Below are 17,486 nucleotides of genomic sequence, written 5' to 3' on the forward strand. Positions count from 1 at the left end.
ACCCGGGGGATGGCCGCCCGGCCTGCTCAGCGCTCGCCGGCGTACGGATCGGCGATGCCGAGCTCGGCCAGGATCTCGCGCTCCAGCTGTTCCATCGCCTCGGCTTCCTTGTCGTCCTCGTGGTCCCAGCCGAGCAGGTGCAGCACGCCGTGCACGGTCAGGTGCGCGTAGTGGGCATTGAGCGCCTTGCCCTGTTCATCGGCTTCGCGGGCCACTACCGGCGCGCAGATCACCAGGTCGCCGAGCAACGGGAACTTGACGCCCTTGGGCAGGCCTTCGGGCATTTCGGCCGGGAAGCTGAGCACGTTGGTGGCGTAGTCCTTGCCGCGGTAGTGGCGGTTCAGTGATTGCCCCTCCTTGGCGTCGACCACGCGGATGGCCAGGTCGGCCTCGCGGATGCGACCCTTCAGTGCGGCGGCCACCCACTTGCGGAAGCTGACCGCCGCCGGCAGGCCGGTGCGCGGCAGGGCGTAACTGACGGCGACATCCAGTCGCACGGGACCACGGGTCATGGAGTTGCTCCAGGCTGGATCTGATGCAGGTCGCGGCGGTCGTAGGCGCTGACGATGCGCGCGACCAGCGGGTGGCGGACCACGTCGCGGGATTCGAAGAAGGTGAAGCTGACGCCCTCGACCCCCCGCAGCACATCGATGGCGTCACGCAGGCCAGAGCGCACGTGCTTGGGCAGGTCGGTCTGGGTCAGGTCGCCGGTCACCACCGCGGTGGAACCGAAGCCGAGACGGGTCAGGAACATCTTCATCTGCTCGATGGTGGTGTTCTGTGCTTCGTCCAGGATCACGAACGCATCGTTGAGCGTGCGGCCGCGCATGTAGGCCAGCGGCGCGATCTCGATGACGTTCTTCTCCAGCAGCTTGACCACCTTCTCCACGCCCATCATTTCATACAGGGCGTCGTACAGCGGTCGCAGGTAGGGATCGACCTTCTGGCTCAGGTCGCCGGGCAGGAAGCCCAGCTTCTCGCCGGCCTCCACCGCCGGGCGCACCAGGATCAGCCGCTGCACGCGCGATTCATTCAGCGCTTCGACCGCGCTGGCCACGGCCAGGAAGGTCTTGCCGGTACCGGCCGGGCCGATGCCGAAGTTGATGTCGTGGGTGGCGATCTGGTGCAGGTAGCGGCCCTGGTTCGCACCGCGTCCGCGCACCGTGCCGCGCTTGACCTTGATTGCCACGTCCTGCGCTTCGTAGGAGCGCTCGGCGATCTGCTCGACGTTGGCCTGGGCCAGGCGCAGATGGATGGCATGGTTGTCGAAGGTGGTCTCGCCGGCCTCGGCGTACAGCGCCTCGACCAGCTTCTGTGCTTCGACGATGGCCTCTTCCGGTCCGCTGATGCGGAACACGAAGCCGCGGTTGGCGATCTCCACGCCGAGCTTCAGCTCGATCTGTCGCAGATGCCCGTCAAACGGACCGCATAGGTTGGCCAGCCGCTCGTTGTCTTCCGGCGACAGGGTGAAGTCTCGATGCTCGATGCTTTTCATTGATCGGGTAGGGCGGAAGCCTTGCACCACAGTGGATTCAGGCGGCAAGGGTAGCGCGCGGCAGGGTCACACGGCCAGCGCCGGGCGTTTTCCACATGGCGTGTGGACCGGGCTGGAAGAAAGCTGTGGATAGACACCTTCGTCCCTTGTGCCACAGGCTCCATGAGCCGATGGTGAAAAAAACGTCATGACCGGCGGAGGGGGGAGTGCCGGAAACTTGACGGCGGCCGGGCCGCGGATGACTATCAGCCCGGAGCCCCAAGGGAACAGGGTCTTCCGCGAGGATCGGCGCAGCGCGCTGCCCGGCCCGTAGCAACGCGGAAGTGGCAGGTAGGCCATCGCCAGGGCAGGAGCGCCTGGCACAGGAAATGACATGGATGCTTCACTCGCGCATGCCGCGCTTGCTTCGCTGGTCGGGCTGGAGCCGGACCATCAACTGCACCGCCTGCGGGCCGATGGCCTGCCCCCTTTGTTCGTCGAACAATGGTGGGGCCATGAATGCCTGGCTGGTGGATTCGATTACTGGGTGGATGTGCTGCATCCGGACGCGGGCCTCGCGTTCGGTGAATGGCCGGGTCGCGAGGCGGCGCTGGTCACCCGCCTGGACGATGGCCAGAACCATCTGCGCTGCGGGTATGTTGCCTCTGCCCATCGGCTGGAGAGCGAGGGCGGCCTGGCGCGCTATCGCCTGCACTGTGTCCCATGGACCTGGATGCTGGGGCATGCACGGCACAGCCGCGTGTACCAGGAGCGCACCGTGCGCGACATCGTCGAGGACGTGCTGGGCGGGCATGGCGAGTTGGCCTGCTGGCGTTGGAGCGAGGACGCCGTAGCCGCTCTGGCCGAGGCGCCTGCGCGCAGCTACTGCGTGCAGTATCGCGAGCCGGACCTGGCCTTCGTGCAGCGCCTGCTGGCCGAAGAGGGAATTGCCGGCGCATTCGAGAGCGACAGCGGCGGGCGGCTGACCCTCGTGCTGTTTTCCGACAGTCGAGCGCAGCCGGAGAACCCTCAGTCCGCCCGCGATGGCGGCATCCGCTTCCATCGCAATGACGGTACCGAAGTGGCGGACACGCTGCAGCAGCTGGGCGCACGTCGCCTGCTGGGCAGCAACCGGTTGTCGCTGGTCACCAGCGATTACCGGGGGCCGGTGCTCCGCCATGTCCAGTTGCCGTTGCAGGCGGGCGGCCAGAGTCCGCGCGAGATCTACGACCCGGTGGGCGCGCATGCCTTCGCCCAGGCGGCCGATGGGCAGCGCCGGGCACGCCGGGTGGCCGAAGCGCACGAGGCGGGCCTGGCCGGTTGGCTGGGCACCGGCAGCGTTCGAAGCCTGCAGGCGGGCCGCTTCATCCGCGTGCTGGCGGCAGGAACCGCCGCCGCCCCGACCCTCCTTCCAACTGAAGTACTGCACCACGGGTGCAACCCGCCGCCGATCACGCAGGGGCGCGGGCAGCGGCGGGCCGAGCCACCTGCGCCCTGGCTCGCGGCCAGCGCAGGGCTGCCGGGAGCCCCGCTCGAGGCGTCCTCGGCGTTGGGCTACGCCAACCGGTTCCGGGCCGTCGACCAGCGGCAGCCATGGCGCCCGGTACTGCAGGACGGGACCGGGGAGCGCATCAACCCGCGGCCGCTTGCACCGGGCTACCAGACCGCCCGGGTCATCGCCGGCGATGGCCGGAGTGACGCCGATCTGCATGCCGACAGCCAGGGCCGGGTCCGGGTGCGCCTGCATCTGCAGGGGGCCACCGACGCCGAGGCAACGTGCTGGATGCGGGTGGCGCAGCGCTACGCCGGGCCAGGCGTGGGTTCGCAGTTCCTGCCGCGTGTAGGCCAGGAGGTGCTGGTCGGCTTCCTTGAGGGCGACATCGACCGGCCGCTGGTGCTGGGTGCGCTGTACAACGGCCGTGGTGATGCCGGCGCTGCTCCCACGCCTGCCGGTGCGGCCGCAGCCGGTAGCGACGCAGGCCTGTTCGGCCAGGCCGCCGACAGGCGTCCGAGTGCGCAGGGCAATGCGGCCGGCGGCCACGCCCCTGCCTGGCATGCGATGGCGCCCGGTGAAGGCCAGCACCGGCATGCCGGTGCCTTGTGGGGCATCCAGTCACGGGAGTGGTCCGGTACCGGCTACAACCGCCTGGTATTCGACGACTCCGATGCGCAGCTGCGCCTGCAGCTGGCCAGCAGCCATGCCATCAGCGAACTGAATCTTGGCCACCTGCGGCACCAGGCCGACAACCATCGCGGGTCCCTGCGCGGCGAGGGCGCGGAACTGCGTACCGATGCCTGGGGTGCACTGCGCGCCGAGCGTGGCGCATGGCTGATCGCGCACCCCCGCGCGCCCGCTTCGCCGGCCGGTGAGGCCGTTGCCGCCAGTGCGCTGCTGCAGCAGGCGTCAACCCTGGCCGGGTCCTGGCACGCGATGGCGACCACCCACCGGGCGGTCGGCATGGCCAGCCACGCTCCGCCGGACGACAGCGCGGGCCTGGCGGGCCTGCAGCGGGTCGCGCGCGCCAGCGTGCCCGGGCAGGACTACGCACAGGCCCGCGCAGGTGGTGAGGGTCGGCCCACCGGCGGCGCCGTGCCGCATACCGAAGAGCCCATGCTCGGGCTGCACGGCCATGCCGGCCTGGCCATGGTGGCCGGGCAGGCGCTGCAGTGGAGCAGTGCCCGGCATGTGGTGCTGGCCAGTGGCCAGCACAGCGATGCCAGCGTGGCCGGTAGCGCGCGCCTGCACGCGATGCAGGCCGTGGGCGTGCTCGCGGCCAGTGGCCGGACCTTTGCCGGCGAGGCTGCATTGAGCGTCGTAGCAGGGCAGGCGGCGCTGGACGTCCGCGCCCAGTCCGCGCAGATCAACGTGCAATCGCGTGCCTCTCTGCGTGCCGCCAGCGCCCAGGCGGCCGTGGAACTGGCCGCGCCGCGCACGCTGCATATCGCCACCGCCGGTGGCGCCAGCCTCACCCTGGAGGGCGGCAACCTGGTGGTGAACTGTCCCGGCACCATCACCGTGCATGCCGGGCAGAAGTCCTTCGTCGGGCCTGCGCAGCTCAGCTATGCGCTCCCGGACATGCCAACCAGCACCCTCAGCGAGCAGATTCCGAAGCTGGCCTTCCGCCTGCAGGACATTCCGGGGCCGCAGGGGCATCCGCTGGCAGGCCAGCCCTGGAAGATCGTGCGTACCCGCCGGGCGCTGGACGAGGACATGCGAGATGGCGCGCTGGTGCCGGCCAACTGGGCCGAGACCGTTGCCGAAGGGCAGGCCGACGAGCAGGGCGACGTCAGCCTTGACGACGCCCTGTGCGCGAAGATCTGGAACGATGCCGGCCGGTTCCCGGGGCGGCTGTTCCTGGTGCATGGCATCGACGTGATTCCCCTGCAGCGTCCGCGCCCCTACAGCAGCTCGCCAGGCGTGCGCGCCACCATGGACACGCTTGAAGCGATCAACTACGGCAAAACCCTGGCAGACCTTCCCGATGATGCGGCGCTGTATGCCTACCGGCAGCGTGCCGAGTACGAGTTCCAGTCGCATATCGACGCCGACCCGGCCCAGCGCAAGGAGATCCAGTGATGGCAGACGGCACCAAGCTGGGCAGCGTCCCGCATACCGCATTGACCTGCCTGGACGGGCAGAAGGGCACCAGCAGCGGTGACTACTACGCGCCACCGGACCGCCAGTTCGCGCCGGTGCGGCGCGGCAACAAGGTCGACGCCTACACCGATGGCCGCTCAGCGATGAAGGCGATGGCCGATGCCATCCGCGGCGCGCAGAAGTTCATATTCATCGCCGACTGGCAGATGAACTTCGACACCGAGCTGGACAGCCGCGGCGGTGCCCACGCCAGCCGACTGAGTGAACTGCTGTTCGATGCCATCAACCAGCGCGGCGTGGACGCGCGGGTGCTGCTCTACGACAGTGTCGAGGCGGCGGCCTACACCCACGAGAACGAGGCGCGTACGGCCCTGTACAAGATGCAGGATGCCAATACGCCGGGGCAGGTGCAGGTCGGCCTGCACAACCCGGCCACCGGCCGCACCGATGCCTTCAACATCGCCTTTTCGCACCACCAGAAGATCCTGGTGGTGGACGGGAAGATCGGCTTCGTCGGCGGCCTGGACATCGCCCACGGGCGCTGGGACGACGGCAACTTCGACGTGGTCTGCGACCCGACGCTGCATGTGCTCAATGACCACTACAACAACTGCCTGAGCAAGTTTCGGGGCATGACGAGGGCTGAGCAGGACCTGACCCTGGACAAGCCCGATACCAGCCCGGACGCGGTCGGCCGTGTCCGCCCCGGCTTTGCCCAGGCATACGTGCCGGGCCTGGCCATCGCGCTGGACCGGATGAAGGCGCAGTGGGATGCCGGCGCCGCACTGGCCGAACTGCAGGATTATGCGGACAAGCTGGGCGTGCCGGACGCGCTGGAGCGCGAAGGCATCCGCAAGCTTGCCGAGATGGTCATTCCGGGCATGGAAGAAGCCGTGAAGGTACAGCGTTCGGTCGCCAAGACCTTCCTGGCCATTCAAGGGTGGTTGACCGAGATCGAAAAGGAATACGCCGACGTCATCGCCGCTTCCAACCGGGCCGCCGACGAGGCGGTCAAGCTGAACGTCGGCGAGGCTGCCGCCGCCGCAGGGCGTGCAGTGGAAGGCTTCACGAAGATCCAGGCGAAGAAGTTCGGCGAGTGGGTCGATGAGCGCAAGGTCGCGATCAAGGACGCCATTCTGGGCCCGATCAAGACGGCCACCACGGTCGTGGGATACGTACGTGATCCTGACTCGCTGGTCACGGACGCCAAGGCCAAATATGCCGAGATCGAGAACAAGTTCAACAAGGCCAAACAGGCGTGGGAATCGCTGGTGAAGTGGATCAACGAGCCGGTGGATCGCATCCAGCGCCTGCTCGACAGCGGCCGCCAGCCGCGCATGCCGTGGCAGGACGTGCACGCGCGCCTGCAGGGACCGGCGGTGTTCGACATCTGCCGCAACTTCATGCACCGCTGGAACGCCATGGTCTGGCAGAACCAGCGCGGCGACCGTGAAATCGGCACGGCGGTGCGCAAGGTCCTGAACCGGGGCATCCGCGGTGCCAACGACTGGACAGGCGCCGGCCTGCCGGAGCAGACCACGCTGGCACGTGGCATGGAACTGACGCCGTTGAGCGATCAATGGCTGCAGGCGATGGGCGGCATGCAGGCGTTGTTCGGTGACCTGGCCCGGCCGGGCACGGCCGGCGACGTCACCGTACAGATCGTGCGTTCCTCGGGTACGGCATTGCATGCGCTGGAGAAGAAGGGCTGCAAGGAACTCGGCCTGAATCTGGACGATGCCAGTTGCCTGCAGCCGTACTGGGAGCGCAACCAGCCGATGCACTCCATCCTTGACGCGATGGTCAACTGCATCGCCTCCGCGCGCGCCTTTGTCTACCTCGAGACCCAGTTCCTGATTTCCGAATGCGGTTGGTCCGACGCTGAAGCCGGCACGACAGTGGAGACGGCAATCAAGGGCGGCGAGCGGCGGCCCATGACCAAAGCCGAAAAAAAGAAGGCCGGCTACGTCGACAAGGGCGTGGCCATGAGTGGGCCCATCGGGAAAACCGGCGTTGTGCAGGACCTGGTGAAGCGCAAGCAGGGCGTGAAGTCGGCGGCCAGCAACCCGCTGGTGGCGGCCATCGCCGCGCGCATCCGTCGCGCCATCGTGGCCGGACAGGGCTTCCATGTGTACATCACCTTGCCCGTGCATCCGGAAGGCAGCCTGTTCGACGGTGCCGTGCTGAAGCAGCAGTACTGGGTGCAGCAGACCCTGTTGCGTGGCGACGACAGCCTGATCCGCCGCATCTGCCGTTCGCTGATCGCGCGCGACAAGGACATCCGCGAGGCGAGCGTGGAAGAGGCCGACCTGCAGGCAGAGGTGAAGGCCGGGCGCTGGAAGGAATACCTGTCGGTAATGAACCTGAGAAGTTATGGGGTCCTGGCCGACATCAACCACAAGAACCACTACGCACCGCATACGATCGGCGCCGACCAGGCCACCCCCCTGTACGTGGTGACCGAGCAGTGTTACGTACACTCCAAGCTGCTGATCGTGGACGACGCTGTGGCCATCATTGGAAGTGCGAACTGCAACGACCGCAGCCTGCTGGGCACGGGTGACACCGAGATCGCCGCAGTGATCGTGGACGGTGCGGCCAAGTCGATGGACCTGGGCAATGGCGTGCAGGTGATAACCCGGAAGTTTGCGCGGGATCTGCGGATGAAACTTTGGAGGAAGTTCCTGGGGGAGGAAATCGCAGTCAATGACGGAAAGGAGCGAGGGTATGCTGAGTCGAATGCCACCAGCCCCTACTATCCGCCATTTCAAAAGCGACCCAGGAGTGCTTTCGTAGAGCTTCCAGTCGCGTCATCCACCTGGCGGGAAATTGGAAAGATAGCTGACCTTAACTTGGCCACTTATCATCGAGTGTTTTCCAACATTCCTGGTGATTCCATGGCGCGCTATGATTCAGTATTCCAGTGTTTTCCCGCTGCTGGGTTCAATGAAAAAGGGCATCAATTGCGAATGTTGCACGCCCAGCCGCCGGATCTGCAGCCGGAATTCATGATCGAGCCAAGTCAATTGGCGGACGGGGCAACCGTCAGCGTCGGACGTCACGATGTTGCGAAAGCGATGAGTTTTATGAAGGATCAGAAGAATCTTCATGGATTCTGGGTTTCCATGCCGCTCTTGTGGGGGCATGGTATGGATGATCCTGCCGCGGCAATGCCGAATCAGATAATTGCAGCTGCACCAGCGTTGGGGTCGAGTGAAGTGCTCTTGGCGCTCAATGATAAAAAGTCGTCATCGGTAAGCGGGGCACATTCATGAAATTTGGTTGGATCACGATGCTGTTTTGCTTTCCGATTGTGGCCGGGGCGAGCGGCGCGGGCATTGAGCCATGGGGGGAGGTGCCAAAGAATGTACAAGTTCGGTTCTCTCCCGATTCGCGCGGTGTTGTCAGGGTCTCCGGAGACAGGCCGACAATTCTTGCTCCCAACGTGGCTATTAGGTTGACCTCCCCTGATGAAATCGAGAACAAGCCGTTTGATCGAGATGGAGGAGCTGTTGTGTATCTTGAGCCTAATGGCGGAAGTGGACTTCGTGTAGTCCGCGAAGAGAAATGGGTTCGAAGAGAGGCCGTTTTTCGAAAGGTGCCCGCTGATATTCCGGAGGCAGTTGGAAGGGTCTATCCATACTTCAAGGTTGAAAGCTCAAGGCGTTTCATCTACGACGATCAAGGGCGGATAGAGTCGGTGATTCTTGATGATTCAGGTGGCAGATCCCAAGTCCAGTTCTGTGCGCTTTATGACGCCGCAGGAAGGGTCGCGGTTGCCACTTCGACAGATAACAATCCGGTGTCGTTTGATCACGACTTTAACTGTGAGACTCTGCGGGGCACTCCTTCGCTGAGTATGACGGAATATTTCCAATACGGAAATGACGGGGCGTTGAAGAGGAAACTTTCAAAATCGCTGGTGCAGCCTGGACAGTCGCAGGAGTCCGGCGCCGGGGCGGAGGATCGGGCCGTTGAAGACGGATCCTGGCGAGGGTACGGGGAGCTGTACTACGTTAATGGTTCGAATGGCGTGGGGTATGATTCGTTGGTTTTCGGGATGAGTGATGCGCGCGGGATTGAGTATTTTGAGACCACGAATTTCAGTGTCGCCTCGTCCGACGTGACGCCTGTATTCGCGCATCGCAGCCAGGAGGCATCGCATAAGTTGCGCTATACCTTCACTGGTGAGCGTGTGCCACCCGATCTCGCTAAGGGTCTCCTTGAGGGGGTTGTAGGGTATGCTCGTGTCCGCCAGTATTACCACAGCACCGGTCAGCGTGTTTTCGAAGTTTTCGCTCCTGGCGCAAAGTACCCCCGTGAACGTCAGTGGCGCACGCTGGATCTGAATCGTCAGGAAAACTACGACGCAAAGGGCAAGCTCACGCGCGTGATCCTGTCCGGCCCTGTCTCTGGTGACGCCTACACCGAGAACCTGCGCGCCTACGCAGACAAGGGCGTATTGAAGCTCACGCCCCTCACCAGCGGTTACAGCTCTTACCGCGTGTACGACTATGACGCTGCCGGTAGAGAGACTCTGTCGTTTGTGTGCTGGCGCTACGAAGTCTCGACCAACAAGCCTTACGCCCATTTCCCCTGGTGGGAGCCCGATCCTCGGCCCAAGCGCAGTCGTGAAGCCGAACTGCAGTACGGCAGGACGCAGGTCGGTACACGCTGCGGCACGCCGGACGGCAAGATGAGCGTGGAGGGAATGGGCCCGGTGAAGAAGCTGATGGAAACCAAGTACGGGTTTGGGACGACCAAGCTGGGATTGCCGGGCGAGTAGGGCGAGACTTCTTTCCCGAACTTGTGACAGGCGTCGGCCTGCCGGAGTAGACCACGCTGGCGCGTGGCACGGAACTGACGCCGTTGAGCGATCCGCTGGTGGCGGCCATCGCCGCGCGCATCCGTCGCGCCATCGTGGCCGGACAGGGCTTCCATGTGTACATCACCTTGCCCGTGCATCCGGAAGGCAGCCTGTTCGACGGTGCCGTGCTGAAGCAGCAGTACTGGGTGCAGCAGACCCTGTTGCGTGGCGACGACAGCCTGATCCGCCGCATCTGCCGTTCACTGATCGCGCGCGACAAGGACATCCGCGAGGCGAGCGTGGAAGAGGCCGACCTGCAGGCAGAGGTGAAGGCCGGGCGCTGGAAGGAATATCTGTCGGTAATGAACCTGAGAAGTTATGGGGTCCTGGCCGACATCAACCACAAGAACCACTACACACCGCATACGATCGGCGCGGATCAGGCCACCCCCTTGTACGTGGTGACCGAGCAGTGTTACGTACACTCCAAGCTGCTGATCGTGGACGACGCTGTGGCCATCATTGGAAGTGCGAACTGCAACGACCGCAGCCTGCTGGGCACGGGTGACACCGAGATAGCCGCAGTGATCGTGGATGGTGCGGCCAAGTCGATGGACCTGGGCAATGGCGTGCAGGTGATAACCCGGAAGTTTGCGCGGGATCTGCGGATGAAACTTTGGAGGAAGTTCCTGGGGCAGGCGCTTGAGACGAAGCCTGAGAAGGGGGGGCAATTCGTCTTTTCTAATGCAACCGAAGACTACTACCCTTGGTTCAGCGAAAAAGTTCCAACCCTGGAGGTCGACAAACCGGCAAGTGCCAGAACTTGGATGGGAATCAGGCAGCTTGCGGATGCCAATTCCGAAGCTTATCAGCGTGTTTTCACGAATGTCCCGCGCGACTCTTTCCCTCGCTACGACTCTGTGTTTCATGGATTTCCGGCGGCAGGTCTTAGTGACAAAGGGCACGTCAGGCGCATGCTCTACGCGCAGCCGGCAGATCTGCAGTCAGATTTCATGAAGGAGCCAAGTGTTGTGAACGACTACGTGACCGATGCAGTGGGGCGGCATGATGTGCGTAAGGCGACGGATTTTCTCAGAGGTACCGCAACGCGCCGCGGGATTCAGGGTTTCTGGGTGACCATGCCACTCCTCTGGGGGAGTGACATGGACGATCCGGCTGCCGCGATGCCGAGCGAGATCATTGCAGCCCTGCCTGTTCAGGGGGATAGGTCAAGTGAATTGGCATACTCGACTCGACATGCTGCCTTGAGTCAAGGAGAAAAGGTGTGAGTGAGTATTTGCTGCTGAAAGCACTGATTGCGGTGAGTGCTCTGTGCGCCGTGCAAGCCGCGCATGCAGGTTGCAGTTCAAAAAATGAAGGGGATGGCCGCTTTCAGGGACACAGCATGGTGGTCAAGTTTACGCCAAGCTTGGATGGTGGAGGAGATGCAGTAGGCGCCAGCCTCAGTCGCGCGAACGAGGTGGCACCTTACATAAGAATCAGGACCGGTCCTGATCTGGCTAAGTTGAACAACGTTCCATTCGACTCGAATGGTGGTTCGGTCTACTATCTGGAAACTACTGGCCAAGGGCAGCGGATCTGCCGTGCTGAGGAATGGAGAAGGCGGGAGTACAAGCTGATTGGTGAAGCGCCTCCCCGAAGCCTGCATCCTGCAGTCAAGTTGCTGTATCCGTACTTTGAACTGCATAAGGCGCACGAGCTTGATTACGATACGTCGGGTCAATTGACATCGATTCAACAGACCGGCACGTCGGGCCGTAAGGTCACAACGTTCTGTGCGCTCTATGACGAAAATGGTCGCGTAGAGGTGGCAAATGAGATTTCAGGTGTCAGCGTATCGGATGATGCAGACTTTACATGCCCCCAGCTTCGCGTGAAGGCGTCCAAAAGTAATGCTTGGTACTTCACCTATCGGCCGGACGGGTCGCTGGCCTCTGATTTGACCAAGAAAGCCACGCGTAAGGCAGGTGAGGATCCCTATCGCGAGGACATCGGTATTGGAACAGAGGCGACCGATGGCGCGTGGTACGCGAGCGGAAGTATTTATATCGGAGATGCCAATCAGCGCACGCGGATCGGTAGCATGTTTCATGGTAGCGAGAAAGGAGGAATTAGTGGAATTGAAGACTACTCATTCGTTATCGCTCCCGCCGATGCGACAGCTCTTTTCGCTGAGCGCAGTCAGGACGGTCAACAGAAGTTGGTCTACAGATTCCCCGGCGAGCGCGTGCCAATGGAAGTTGCAACGGGGCTGTTTGAGGGCATAACCGATTACACCCGCGTGCGCGAGTACCGCCACCGGTCCCACAGCCGGATTTTCGAAATTTTCTCCCCAGGTGCCAAGCACCCTCGCGAACGCCAGTGGCGCACGCTGGATCTGAATCGTCAGGAAAACTACGACGCAAAGGGCAAGCTCACGCGCGTGATCCTGTCCGGCCCTGTCTCTGGTGACGCCTACACCGAGAACCTGCGCGCCTACGCAGACAAGGGCGTATTGAAGCTCACGCCCCTCACCAGCGGTTACAGCTCTTACCGCGTGTACGACTATGACGCTGCCGGTAGAGAGACCCTGTCGTTCGTGTGCTGGCGCTACGAAGTCTCGACCAACAAGCCCTACGCCCATTTCCCCTGGTGGGAGCCCGATCCTCGGCCCAAGCGCAGTCGTGAAGCCGAACTGCAGTACGGCAGGACGCAGGTCGGTACACGCTGCGGCACGCCCGACGGCAAGATGAGCGTGGAGGGAATGGGCCCGGTGAAGAAGCTGATGGAAACCAAGTATGGCTTTGGTACCACGAAGCTTGGGTTCCCAGGCGAAGAGAAGGATTGACCGCTCCTGTCGCCATGCGGTCCATCCTGCCGCCGGCGCACGTTCCATTGCTAGGCGAGCAATCCGCCCATCCCCCTGGCGCTTTTCCACACCGGCTGTGGAATGATGCCGAATCAACCTGTGGATAGGTGGACCAGCCCCTGACGGCACAAGGCCTTCCATGGTGTGGTGAAAAAACCGCCGGGGCGGATCGGCATCATCGCGGGTGCACGGGGCAGATGGCACCGTAGTGCCGTCGCTGGAGGGGATGGGCATGGGCAACGGCATGCGTGGGTTCGGACTGGTGGGCCTGGCCCTGCTGGCAGGCTGTGGCCAGGCGCCACCGACTGCGCTGGGAACGCTGGAATGGGACCGGGTCACCGTGCCGGCACCGGCGGCCGAAGTGATTGCAGCGGTGGAGGTGCGCGAAGGCCAGCAGGTCAAGGCCGGCACCGTGCTGATGCAGCTGGACCCGGCCCGCGGTGACGCCCAGTTCGCCGCCGCACAGGCCGACACCGCGCGCGCGCAGGCGCAGCTGGAAGAACTGAAGATCGGCCCACGGCAGGAGCAGATCGCGCAGGCCCAGGCACAGCTGGCCGCGCTACGCGCGGAGTCGGTGGAAGCCAGTGCCTACTACCGGCGCGTGCAGCCCCTGGCACGCCAGCGCCTGATCGCCGCCGCCGAGCTGGACCGCGCACGGGCCGCCGCCGGCAACGCTGAAGCCAGCGTGCTTGCCGCCGAGCAGGCCTGGCTGGAGCTGGTGCACGGCAGCCGCGCGCAGGATATCGCGCAGGGCCAGGCGGCGGCGGACGCTGCGCAGGCGCAGCAGGTGGTGCAGGGCGTCAACCTGCAGAAGCTGCAGCTGCGCGCCCCCCGCGATGGCGTGGTCGACGCCTTGCCCTATCGGCAGGGCGACCAGGCGCCGATCGGCGCACCACTGGCGGTGATGCTGGTCGGCGAGGGCCCCTATGCGCGCGTCTACCTGCCACAGCCACTACGGTTGCAGGTCAAGGTCGGGCAGGCCGCGCAGGTGCATCTGGAAGGGCAAGCCGCTGCGTTGAAAGGGCATGTGCGCTCGATCCGCAGCGAGCCTTCATTTACGCCGTACTACGCGTTGACCGGCGACGACGTGGCGCGGCTGAGCTACCTGGCCGAGATCGAAGTGGACGAGGCGACCGACATGCAGAAACTGCCGGCCGGGTTGCCGGTGCGGGTGAGCTTCTGAACACCGGCGACGACATTGCAGTGCATGCGCAGGGCCTGACCCGGCGCTTCGGCGATCTGCTGGCCGTGGACAATGTCGACCTGACCGTGCCTCGCGGCCAGGTCTACGGCTTCCTCGGCCCGAACGGCTCGGGCAAGTCGACCACGATCCGCATGCTGTGCGGCCTGCTGGAGCCGAGCGCGGGGCAGATCGAGGTGCTGGGCCTGTCGGTGCCGGAACAGGCCGAGGCGCTGCGCCGCCGCATCGGCTACATGACCCAGCGCTTTTCGCTGTACGAAGACCTGTCGGTGCGCGAGAACCTGGAGTTCCTTGCCGCGATCCAGGACCTGCCGCGCGCGCAGGCCCGGCAGCGCGTCGATGCACTGTTGCAGCAGTATCGGCTGCAGGACCGGCAGCCGCAGTTGGCCGGCACGCTCAGCGGCGGGCAGAAGCAGCGCCTGGCCCTGGCCGGTGCCGTGGTGCACGCGCCCGAACTGCTGTTCCTGGACGAGCCGACCAGCGCGGTCGACCCGGAATCGCGCCGCGATTTCTGGGAGGCCTTGTTCGAACTGGCCGACGCCGGTACCACCGTGCTGGTGTCGACCCACTACATGGACGAGGCCGAGCGCTGCCACCGTCTGGCGATCCTGGATCGCGGCGCGCTGGTGGCTGATGGCACGCCGGCCGAACTCTGTGCGCGGTTGCAAGGGCGCACGCTGCAGGTCACTTCCTCGCAGCCGCGCCAGGCCAGCCGCGCGCTGGCCGAACTGCCCGGCGTGCTGAGCGTGGCGCAGATCGGCACGCAGCTGCGCGTGCTGTGCAGCGAAGACGCGGCCGACACGGCGGCACTGCAGCGCGCCTTGGCCGGTGCCGATCCACAGGCGCATATCGAGGCGGTGGCGCCGAACCTGGAAGACGTGTTCGTCGCCGCTACCCGAGGTCGTGGCAGGGAGCCGGCGGCATGAACCTGCGCCGGCTGTGGGCGATCATGCTCAAGGAGCTGCGCCAGCTGCGCCGCGACCGCATCACACTGGCGATGATCGTCGGCATTCCGGTGATGCAGCTGCTGCTGTTCGGCTATGCGATCAACCTCAACCTGCGCCATCTTGATGCGGGTGTGGCCGACCAGGCGAACAGCGCGGCCTCGCGCGCGCTGGTGCAGGACATGGTCGCCACCGGTGTGATCACCCCGCGCAGCGAAGCCTACAGCCCGGATCAGCTGATGCAGGCGCTGCGCCGCGGCGAGATCAGCGTCGGCATCGTGGTACCGGCCGATTTCGAGCGCCGTCGTTTCGATGGGCGCGAAGCGGTGCAGGTGCTGGTCGATGGCAGCGATACCGTGGTGCAGAGTGCGGCGATCCAGCTGGCGCAGGTGCCGCTCGACACGCGCCCGACCAGCAACACGCGGCCGCTGCGCGAAGGCAGCATTGCCAGCGGCCAGGTCAGCGTGACCAGCTTCTACAACCCGCAGCGAAGATCAGCGGTGAACATCGTGCCGGGGCTGATCGGGGTGATCCTGACCATGACCCTGGTGATGTTCACGGCGGTGGCGGTGGTGCGCGAACGCGAGCGCGGCAACATGGAGCTGCTGATCGCCACGCCGGTATCGCGCAGCGAACTGATGGTGGGCAAGGTGCTGCCCTATGCGGCCATCGGCCTGCTGCAGACCACGCTGGTGCTGGTGCTGGGCACCTGGCTGTTCCAGGTGCCGATCCGCGGCAGCCTGCTGGACATCTACCTGGCCGCGGTGCTGCTGGTGCTGGCCAACCTGGCGCTGGGCCTGTTGATCTCCACGCGCGCGCGCTCGCAGTTCCAGGCAATGCAGATGACGTTGTTCCTGTTCCTGCCGTCGATCCTGCTGTCCGGCTTCATGTTCCCGTTCGCCGGCATGCCACGGCCGGTGCAGTGGCTGGCCGAAGTGCTGCCGCTGACCCACTTCCTGCGCCTGGTGCGCGGCATCATGCTGCGCGGTGCGTCGCTGTGGGAGCTGTGGCACGACGCGCTGGCGCTGCTGGCCTTCATCGTGGTGATGATGACGCTGGCGATCCTGCGCTTCCGCAAGCGATTGGATTAGGGAATGCCGACCAACGGTCGGCATCTACCCTGGTGGGTGCCGACCGTTGGTCGGCACGCCTTACTCCGCCACCACCCGCGCGCGCAGCGAATTGGTCAGCGCCTCGGTGATCACCACGTCCACGAACTGGCCGATCAGGCGCGCCGGTGCCGGGAAGTTCACCGAACGCATGTTCTCGGTCTTGCCGGTCAACTCGTTCGGGTTCTTGCGCGACGGGCCTTCCACCAGCACGGTCTGCACGGTGCCGACCATCTTCTCGGAGATGCCGGCGGCGTGCGCATTGATGCGATCCTGCAGGCGCGACAGGCGCGCGTGCTTCTCCGCATCGCTGATCGTGTCCTCCAGGTCCGCGGCCGGCGTTCCCGGTCGGCGCGAATAGATGAAGGAGAAGCTGTGATCGAAGCCGATGTCCTCGATCAGCTTCATGGTCTTCTCGAAATCGGCATCGGTCTCGCCGGGGAAGCCGACGATGAAGTCCGAACTGATCGAGATGTCCGGGCGCACCGCGCGCAGCTTGCGGATCTTCGACTTGAATTCCAGCGCGGTGTAGCCGCGCTTCATCGCTGACAGCACGCGGTCACTGCCGGCCTGCACCGGCAGGTGCAGGAAGTTGGCCAGCTGCGGCACGTCGCGGAACGCGTCGATCAGCGAATCGCTGAACTCCAGCGGGTGCGAAGTGGTGAAGCGGATGCGGCCGACGCCGTCGATCTCGGCGATGGTGCGGATCAGCAGGCCGAGGTCGGCAAATTCGCCATCGCCATACGGGCCGCGATAGGCGTTGACGTTCTGCCCGAGCAGGTTGATCTCGCGCACGCCCTGCGCGGCCAGCTGGGCCACTTCCACCACCACGTCCTCGAACGGACGGCTGACTTCAGTGCCGCGGGTGTAGGGCACCACGCAGAACGAGCAGTACTTGGAACAACCTTCCATGATCGACACGAAGGCCGAGGCGCCCTCGGCGCGCGGCTCGGGCAGGCGGTCGAACTTCTCGATCTCGGGGAAGCTGATGTCCACCTGCGGGCGCTTCTGCTCGCGGCGGGCACGGATCAGTTCCGGCAGGCGGTGCAGGGTCTGCGGGCCGAACACCAGGTCCACGAACGGCGCGCGCTTGATGATCGCCTCGCCTTCCTGCGAGGCGACGCAGCCGCCCACGCCGATGATCACTTCACGGCCCTTGTTCTTCAGGCCCTTCCACACGCCCAACTGGCTGAACACCTTTTCCTGCGCCTTCTCGCGGATGGAACAGGTGTTGACCAGGATGACGTCGGCGTCATCGGGGCTGTCGGTCAGTTCCAGGCCATCGCTGGCGGCAAGCACGTCGGCCATCTTGGCCGAGTCGTACTCGTTCATCTGGCAACCGTGGGTCTTGATGTACAGCTTGCCTTTCACCTGGTCGGGCTTGCGCGGACCGGCGGGCAGGGCAACGAGCGGGGTACCGCCGGGGGCGGGCGGAAAGACGTCTGGCGTCCCGGTCATGGCGCTTAATCCATTCGGGTGGCGGG

11 protein-coding genes are annotated in these 17,486 nt (G+C 64.7%); 8 read left to right on the forward strand and 3 right to left on the reverse strand.

Annotated features, from left to right (window positions below):
- Positions 1 to 26 precede the first annotated feature (26 nt).
- Together ybeY and VN11_RS07315 are read right to left on the reverse strand one after the other, a co-directional pair.
- Positions 27 to 512 carry an rRNA maturation RNase YbeY gene (ybeY, locus tag VN11_RS07310; protein WP_053449273.1) on the reverse strand — a complete coding sequence of 162 codons (486 nt, stop codon included), beginning with the start codon at positions 510 to 512 and terminating at the stop codon, positions 27 to 29.
- Complete coding sequence (locus VN11_RS07315) at positions 509 to 1,495, reverse strand: PhoH family protein (protein ID WP_006429312.1); 987 nt, start codon at positions 1,493 to 1,495, stop codon at positions 509 to 511. The genes ybeY and VN11_RS07315 overlap by 4 nt, the downstream gene beginning before the upstream one ends.
- A gap of 373 nt (positions 1,496 to 1,868) precedes the next feature.
- On the opposite strand from VN11_RS07315, the gene VN11_RS07320 reads away from it, so the two are divergent.
- The 8 genes from VN11_RS07320 (at position 1,869) to VN11_RS07355 (ending at position 15,984) form a co-directional block, all read left to right on the forward strand.
- Complete coding sequence (locus tag VN11_RS07320; protein WP_080374887.1) at positions 1,869 to 5,051, forward strand: type VI secretion system Vgr family protein; 3,183 nt, start codon at positions 1,869 to 1,871, stop codon at positions 5,049 to 5,051.
- Positions 5,051 to 8,347 (forward strand): phospholipase D-like domain-containing protein, encoded by a 3,297-nt coding sequence (locus tag VN11_RS07325; RefSeq protein ID WP_053449274.1) that lies wholly within the window; start codon positions 5,051 to 5,053, stop codon positions 8,345 to 8,347. The genes VN11_RS07320 and VN11_RS07325 overlap by 1 nt, the downstream gene beginning before the upstream one ends.
- Positions 8,344 to 9,858 (forward strand): hypothetical protein, encoded by a 1,515-nt coding sequence (locus VN11_RS22195; protein ID WP_148564946.1) that lies wholly within the window; start codon positions 8,344 to 8,346, stop codon positions 9,856 to 9,858. The genes VN11_RS07325 and VN11_RS22195 overlap by 4 nt, the downstream gene beginning before the upstream one ends.
- An 83-nt stretch (positions 9,859 to 9,941) precedes the next feature.
- Positions 9,942 to 11,168: a phospholipase D-like domain-containing protein gene (locus VN11_RS07335; RefSeq protein ID WP_053449276.1), complete on the forward strand. Its 1,227-nt coding sequence runs from the start codon at positions 9,942 to 9,944 to the stop codon at positions 11,166 to 11,168.
- On the forward strand, positions 11,165 to 12,727 hold the full coding sequence (locus VN11_RS22200) for a hypothetical protein (protein ID WP_148564948.1): 1,563 nt from the start codon (positions 11,165 to 11,167) through the stop codon (positions 12,725 to 12,727). Before VN11_RS07335 ends, VN11_RS22200 begins: the two co-directional genes overlap by 4 nt.
- 247 nt (positions 12,728 to 12,974) lie before the next feature.
- Positions 12,975 to 13,931, forward strand: coding sequence for an HlyD family secretion protein (locus VN11_RS07345; RefSeq protein WP_053449278.1), 957 nt, complete (start codon positions 12,975 to 12,977; stop codon positions 13,929 to 13,931).
- A 20-nt stretch (positions 13,932 to 13,951) separates the two neighbouring features.
- On the forward strand, positions 13,952 to 14,875 hold the full coding sequence (locus tag VN11_RS07350; RefSeq protein ID WP_053449279.1) for an ABC transporter ATP-binding protein: 924 nt from the start codon (positions 13,952 to 13,954) through the stop codon (positions 14,873 to 14,875).
- Positions 14,872 to 15,984 carry an ABC transporter permease gene (locus tag VN11_RS07355; RefSeq protein WP_008265309.1) on the forward strand — a complete coding sequence of 371 codons (1,113 nt, stop codon included), beginning with the start codon at positions 14,872 to 14,874 and terminating at the stop codon, positions 15,982 to 15,984. Before VN11_RS07350 ends, VN11_RS07355 begins: the two co-directional genes overlap by 4 nt.
- A gap of 60 nt (positions 15,985 to 16,044) precedes the next feature.
- Here VN11_RS07355 and miaB read toward each other — a convergent pair whose 3' ends face one another.
- Complete coding sequence (gene miaB, locus VN11_RS07360; RefSeq protein WP_053449280.1) at positions 16,045 to 17,460, reverse strand: tRNA (N6-isopentenyl adenosine(37)-C2)-methylthiotransferase MiaB; 1,416 nt, start codon at positions 17,458 to 17,460, stop codon at positions 16,045 to 16,047.
- Between the last annotated feature and the right edge of the window lie 26 nt (positions 17,461 to 17,486).

Origin of the sequence: Stenotrophomonas maltophilia (assembly GCF_001274595.1) — a bacterium.
Lineage (GTDB): Bacteria > Pseudomonadota > Gammaproteobacteria > Xanthomonadales > Xanthomonadaceae > Stenotrophomonas > Stenotrophomonas forensis.

Excerpts from the sequence above, each read along its gene's own strand:
- VN11_RS07320 (WP_080374887.1), top strand. The coding sequence starts at position 1,869 with ATGGATGCTTCACTCGCGCATGCCGCGCTTGCTTCGCTGGTCGGGCTG.
- miaB (WP_053449280.1), bottom strand. The coding sequence starts at position 17,460 with ATGACCGGGACGCCAGACGTCTTTCCGCCCGCCCCCGGCGGTACCCCG.
- VN11_RS07325 (WP_053449274.1), top strand. The coding sequence starts at position 5,051 with ATGGCAGACGGCACCAAGCTGGGCAGCGTCCCGCATACCGCATTGACC.
- ybeY (WP_053449273.1), bottom strand. The coding sequence starts at position 512 with ATGACCCGTGGTCCCGTGCGACTGGATGTCGCCGTCAGTTACGCCCTG.
- VN11_RS22195 (WP_148564946.1), top strand. The coding sequence starts at position 8,344 with ATGAAATTTGGTTGGATCACGATGCTGTTTTGCTTTCCGATTGTGGCC.
- VN11_RS07355 (WP_008265309.1), top strand. The coding sequence starts at position 14,872 with ATGAACCTGCGCCGGCTGTGGGCGATCATGCTCAAGGAGCTGCGCCAG.
- VN11_RS07315 (WP_006429312.1), bottom strand. The coding sequence starts at position 1,495 with ATGAAAAGCATCGAGCATCGAGACTTCACCCTGTCGCCGGAAGACAAC.
- VN11_RS07345 (WP_053449278.1), top strand. The coding sequence starts at position 12,975 with ATGGGCATGGGCAACGGCATGCGTGGGTTCGGACTGGTGGGCCTGGCC.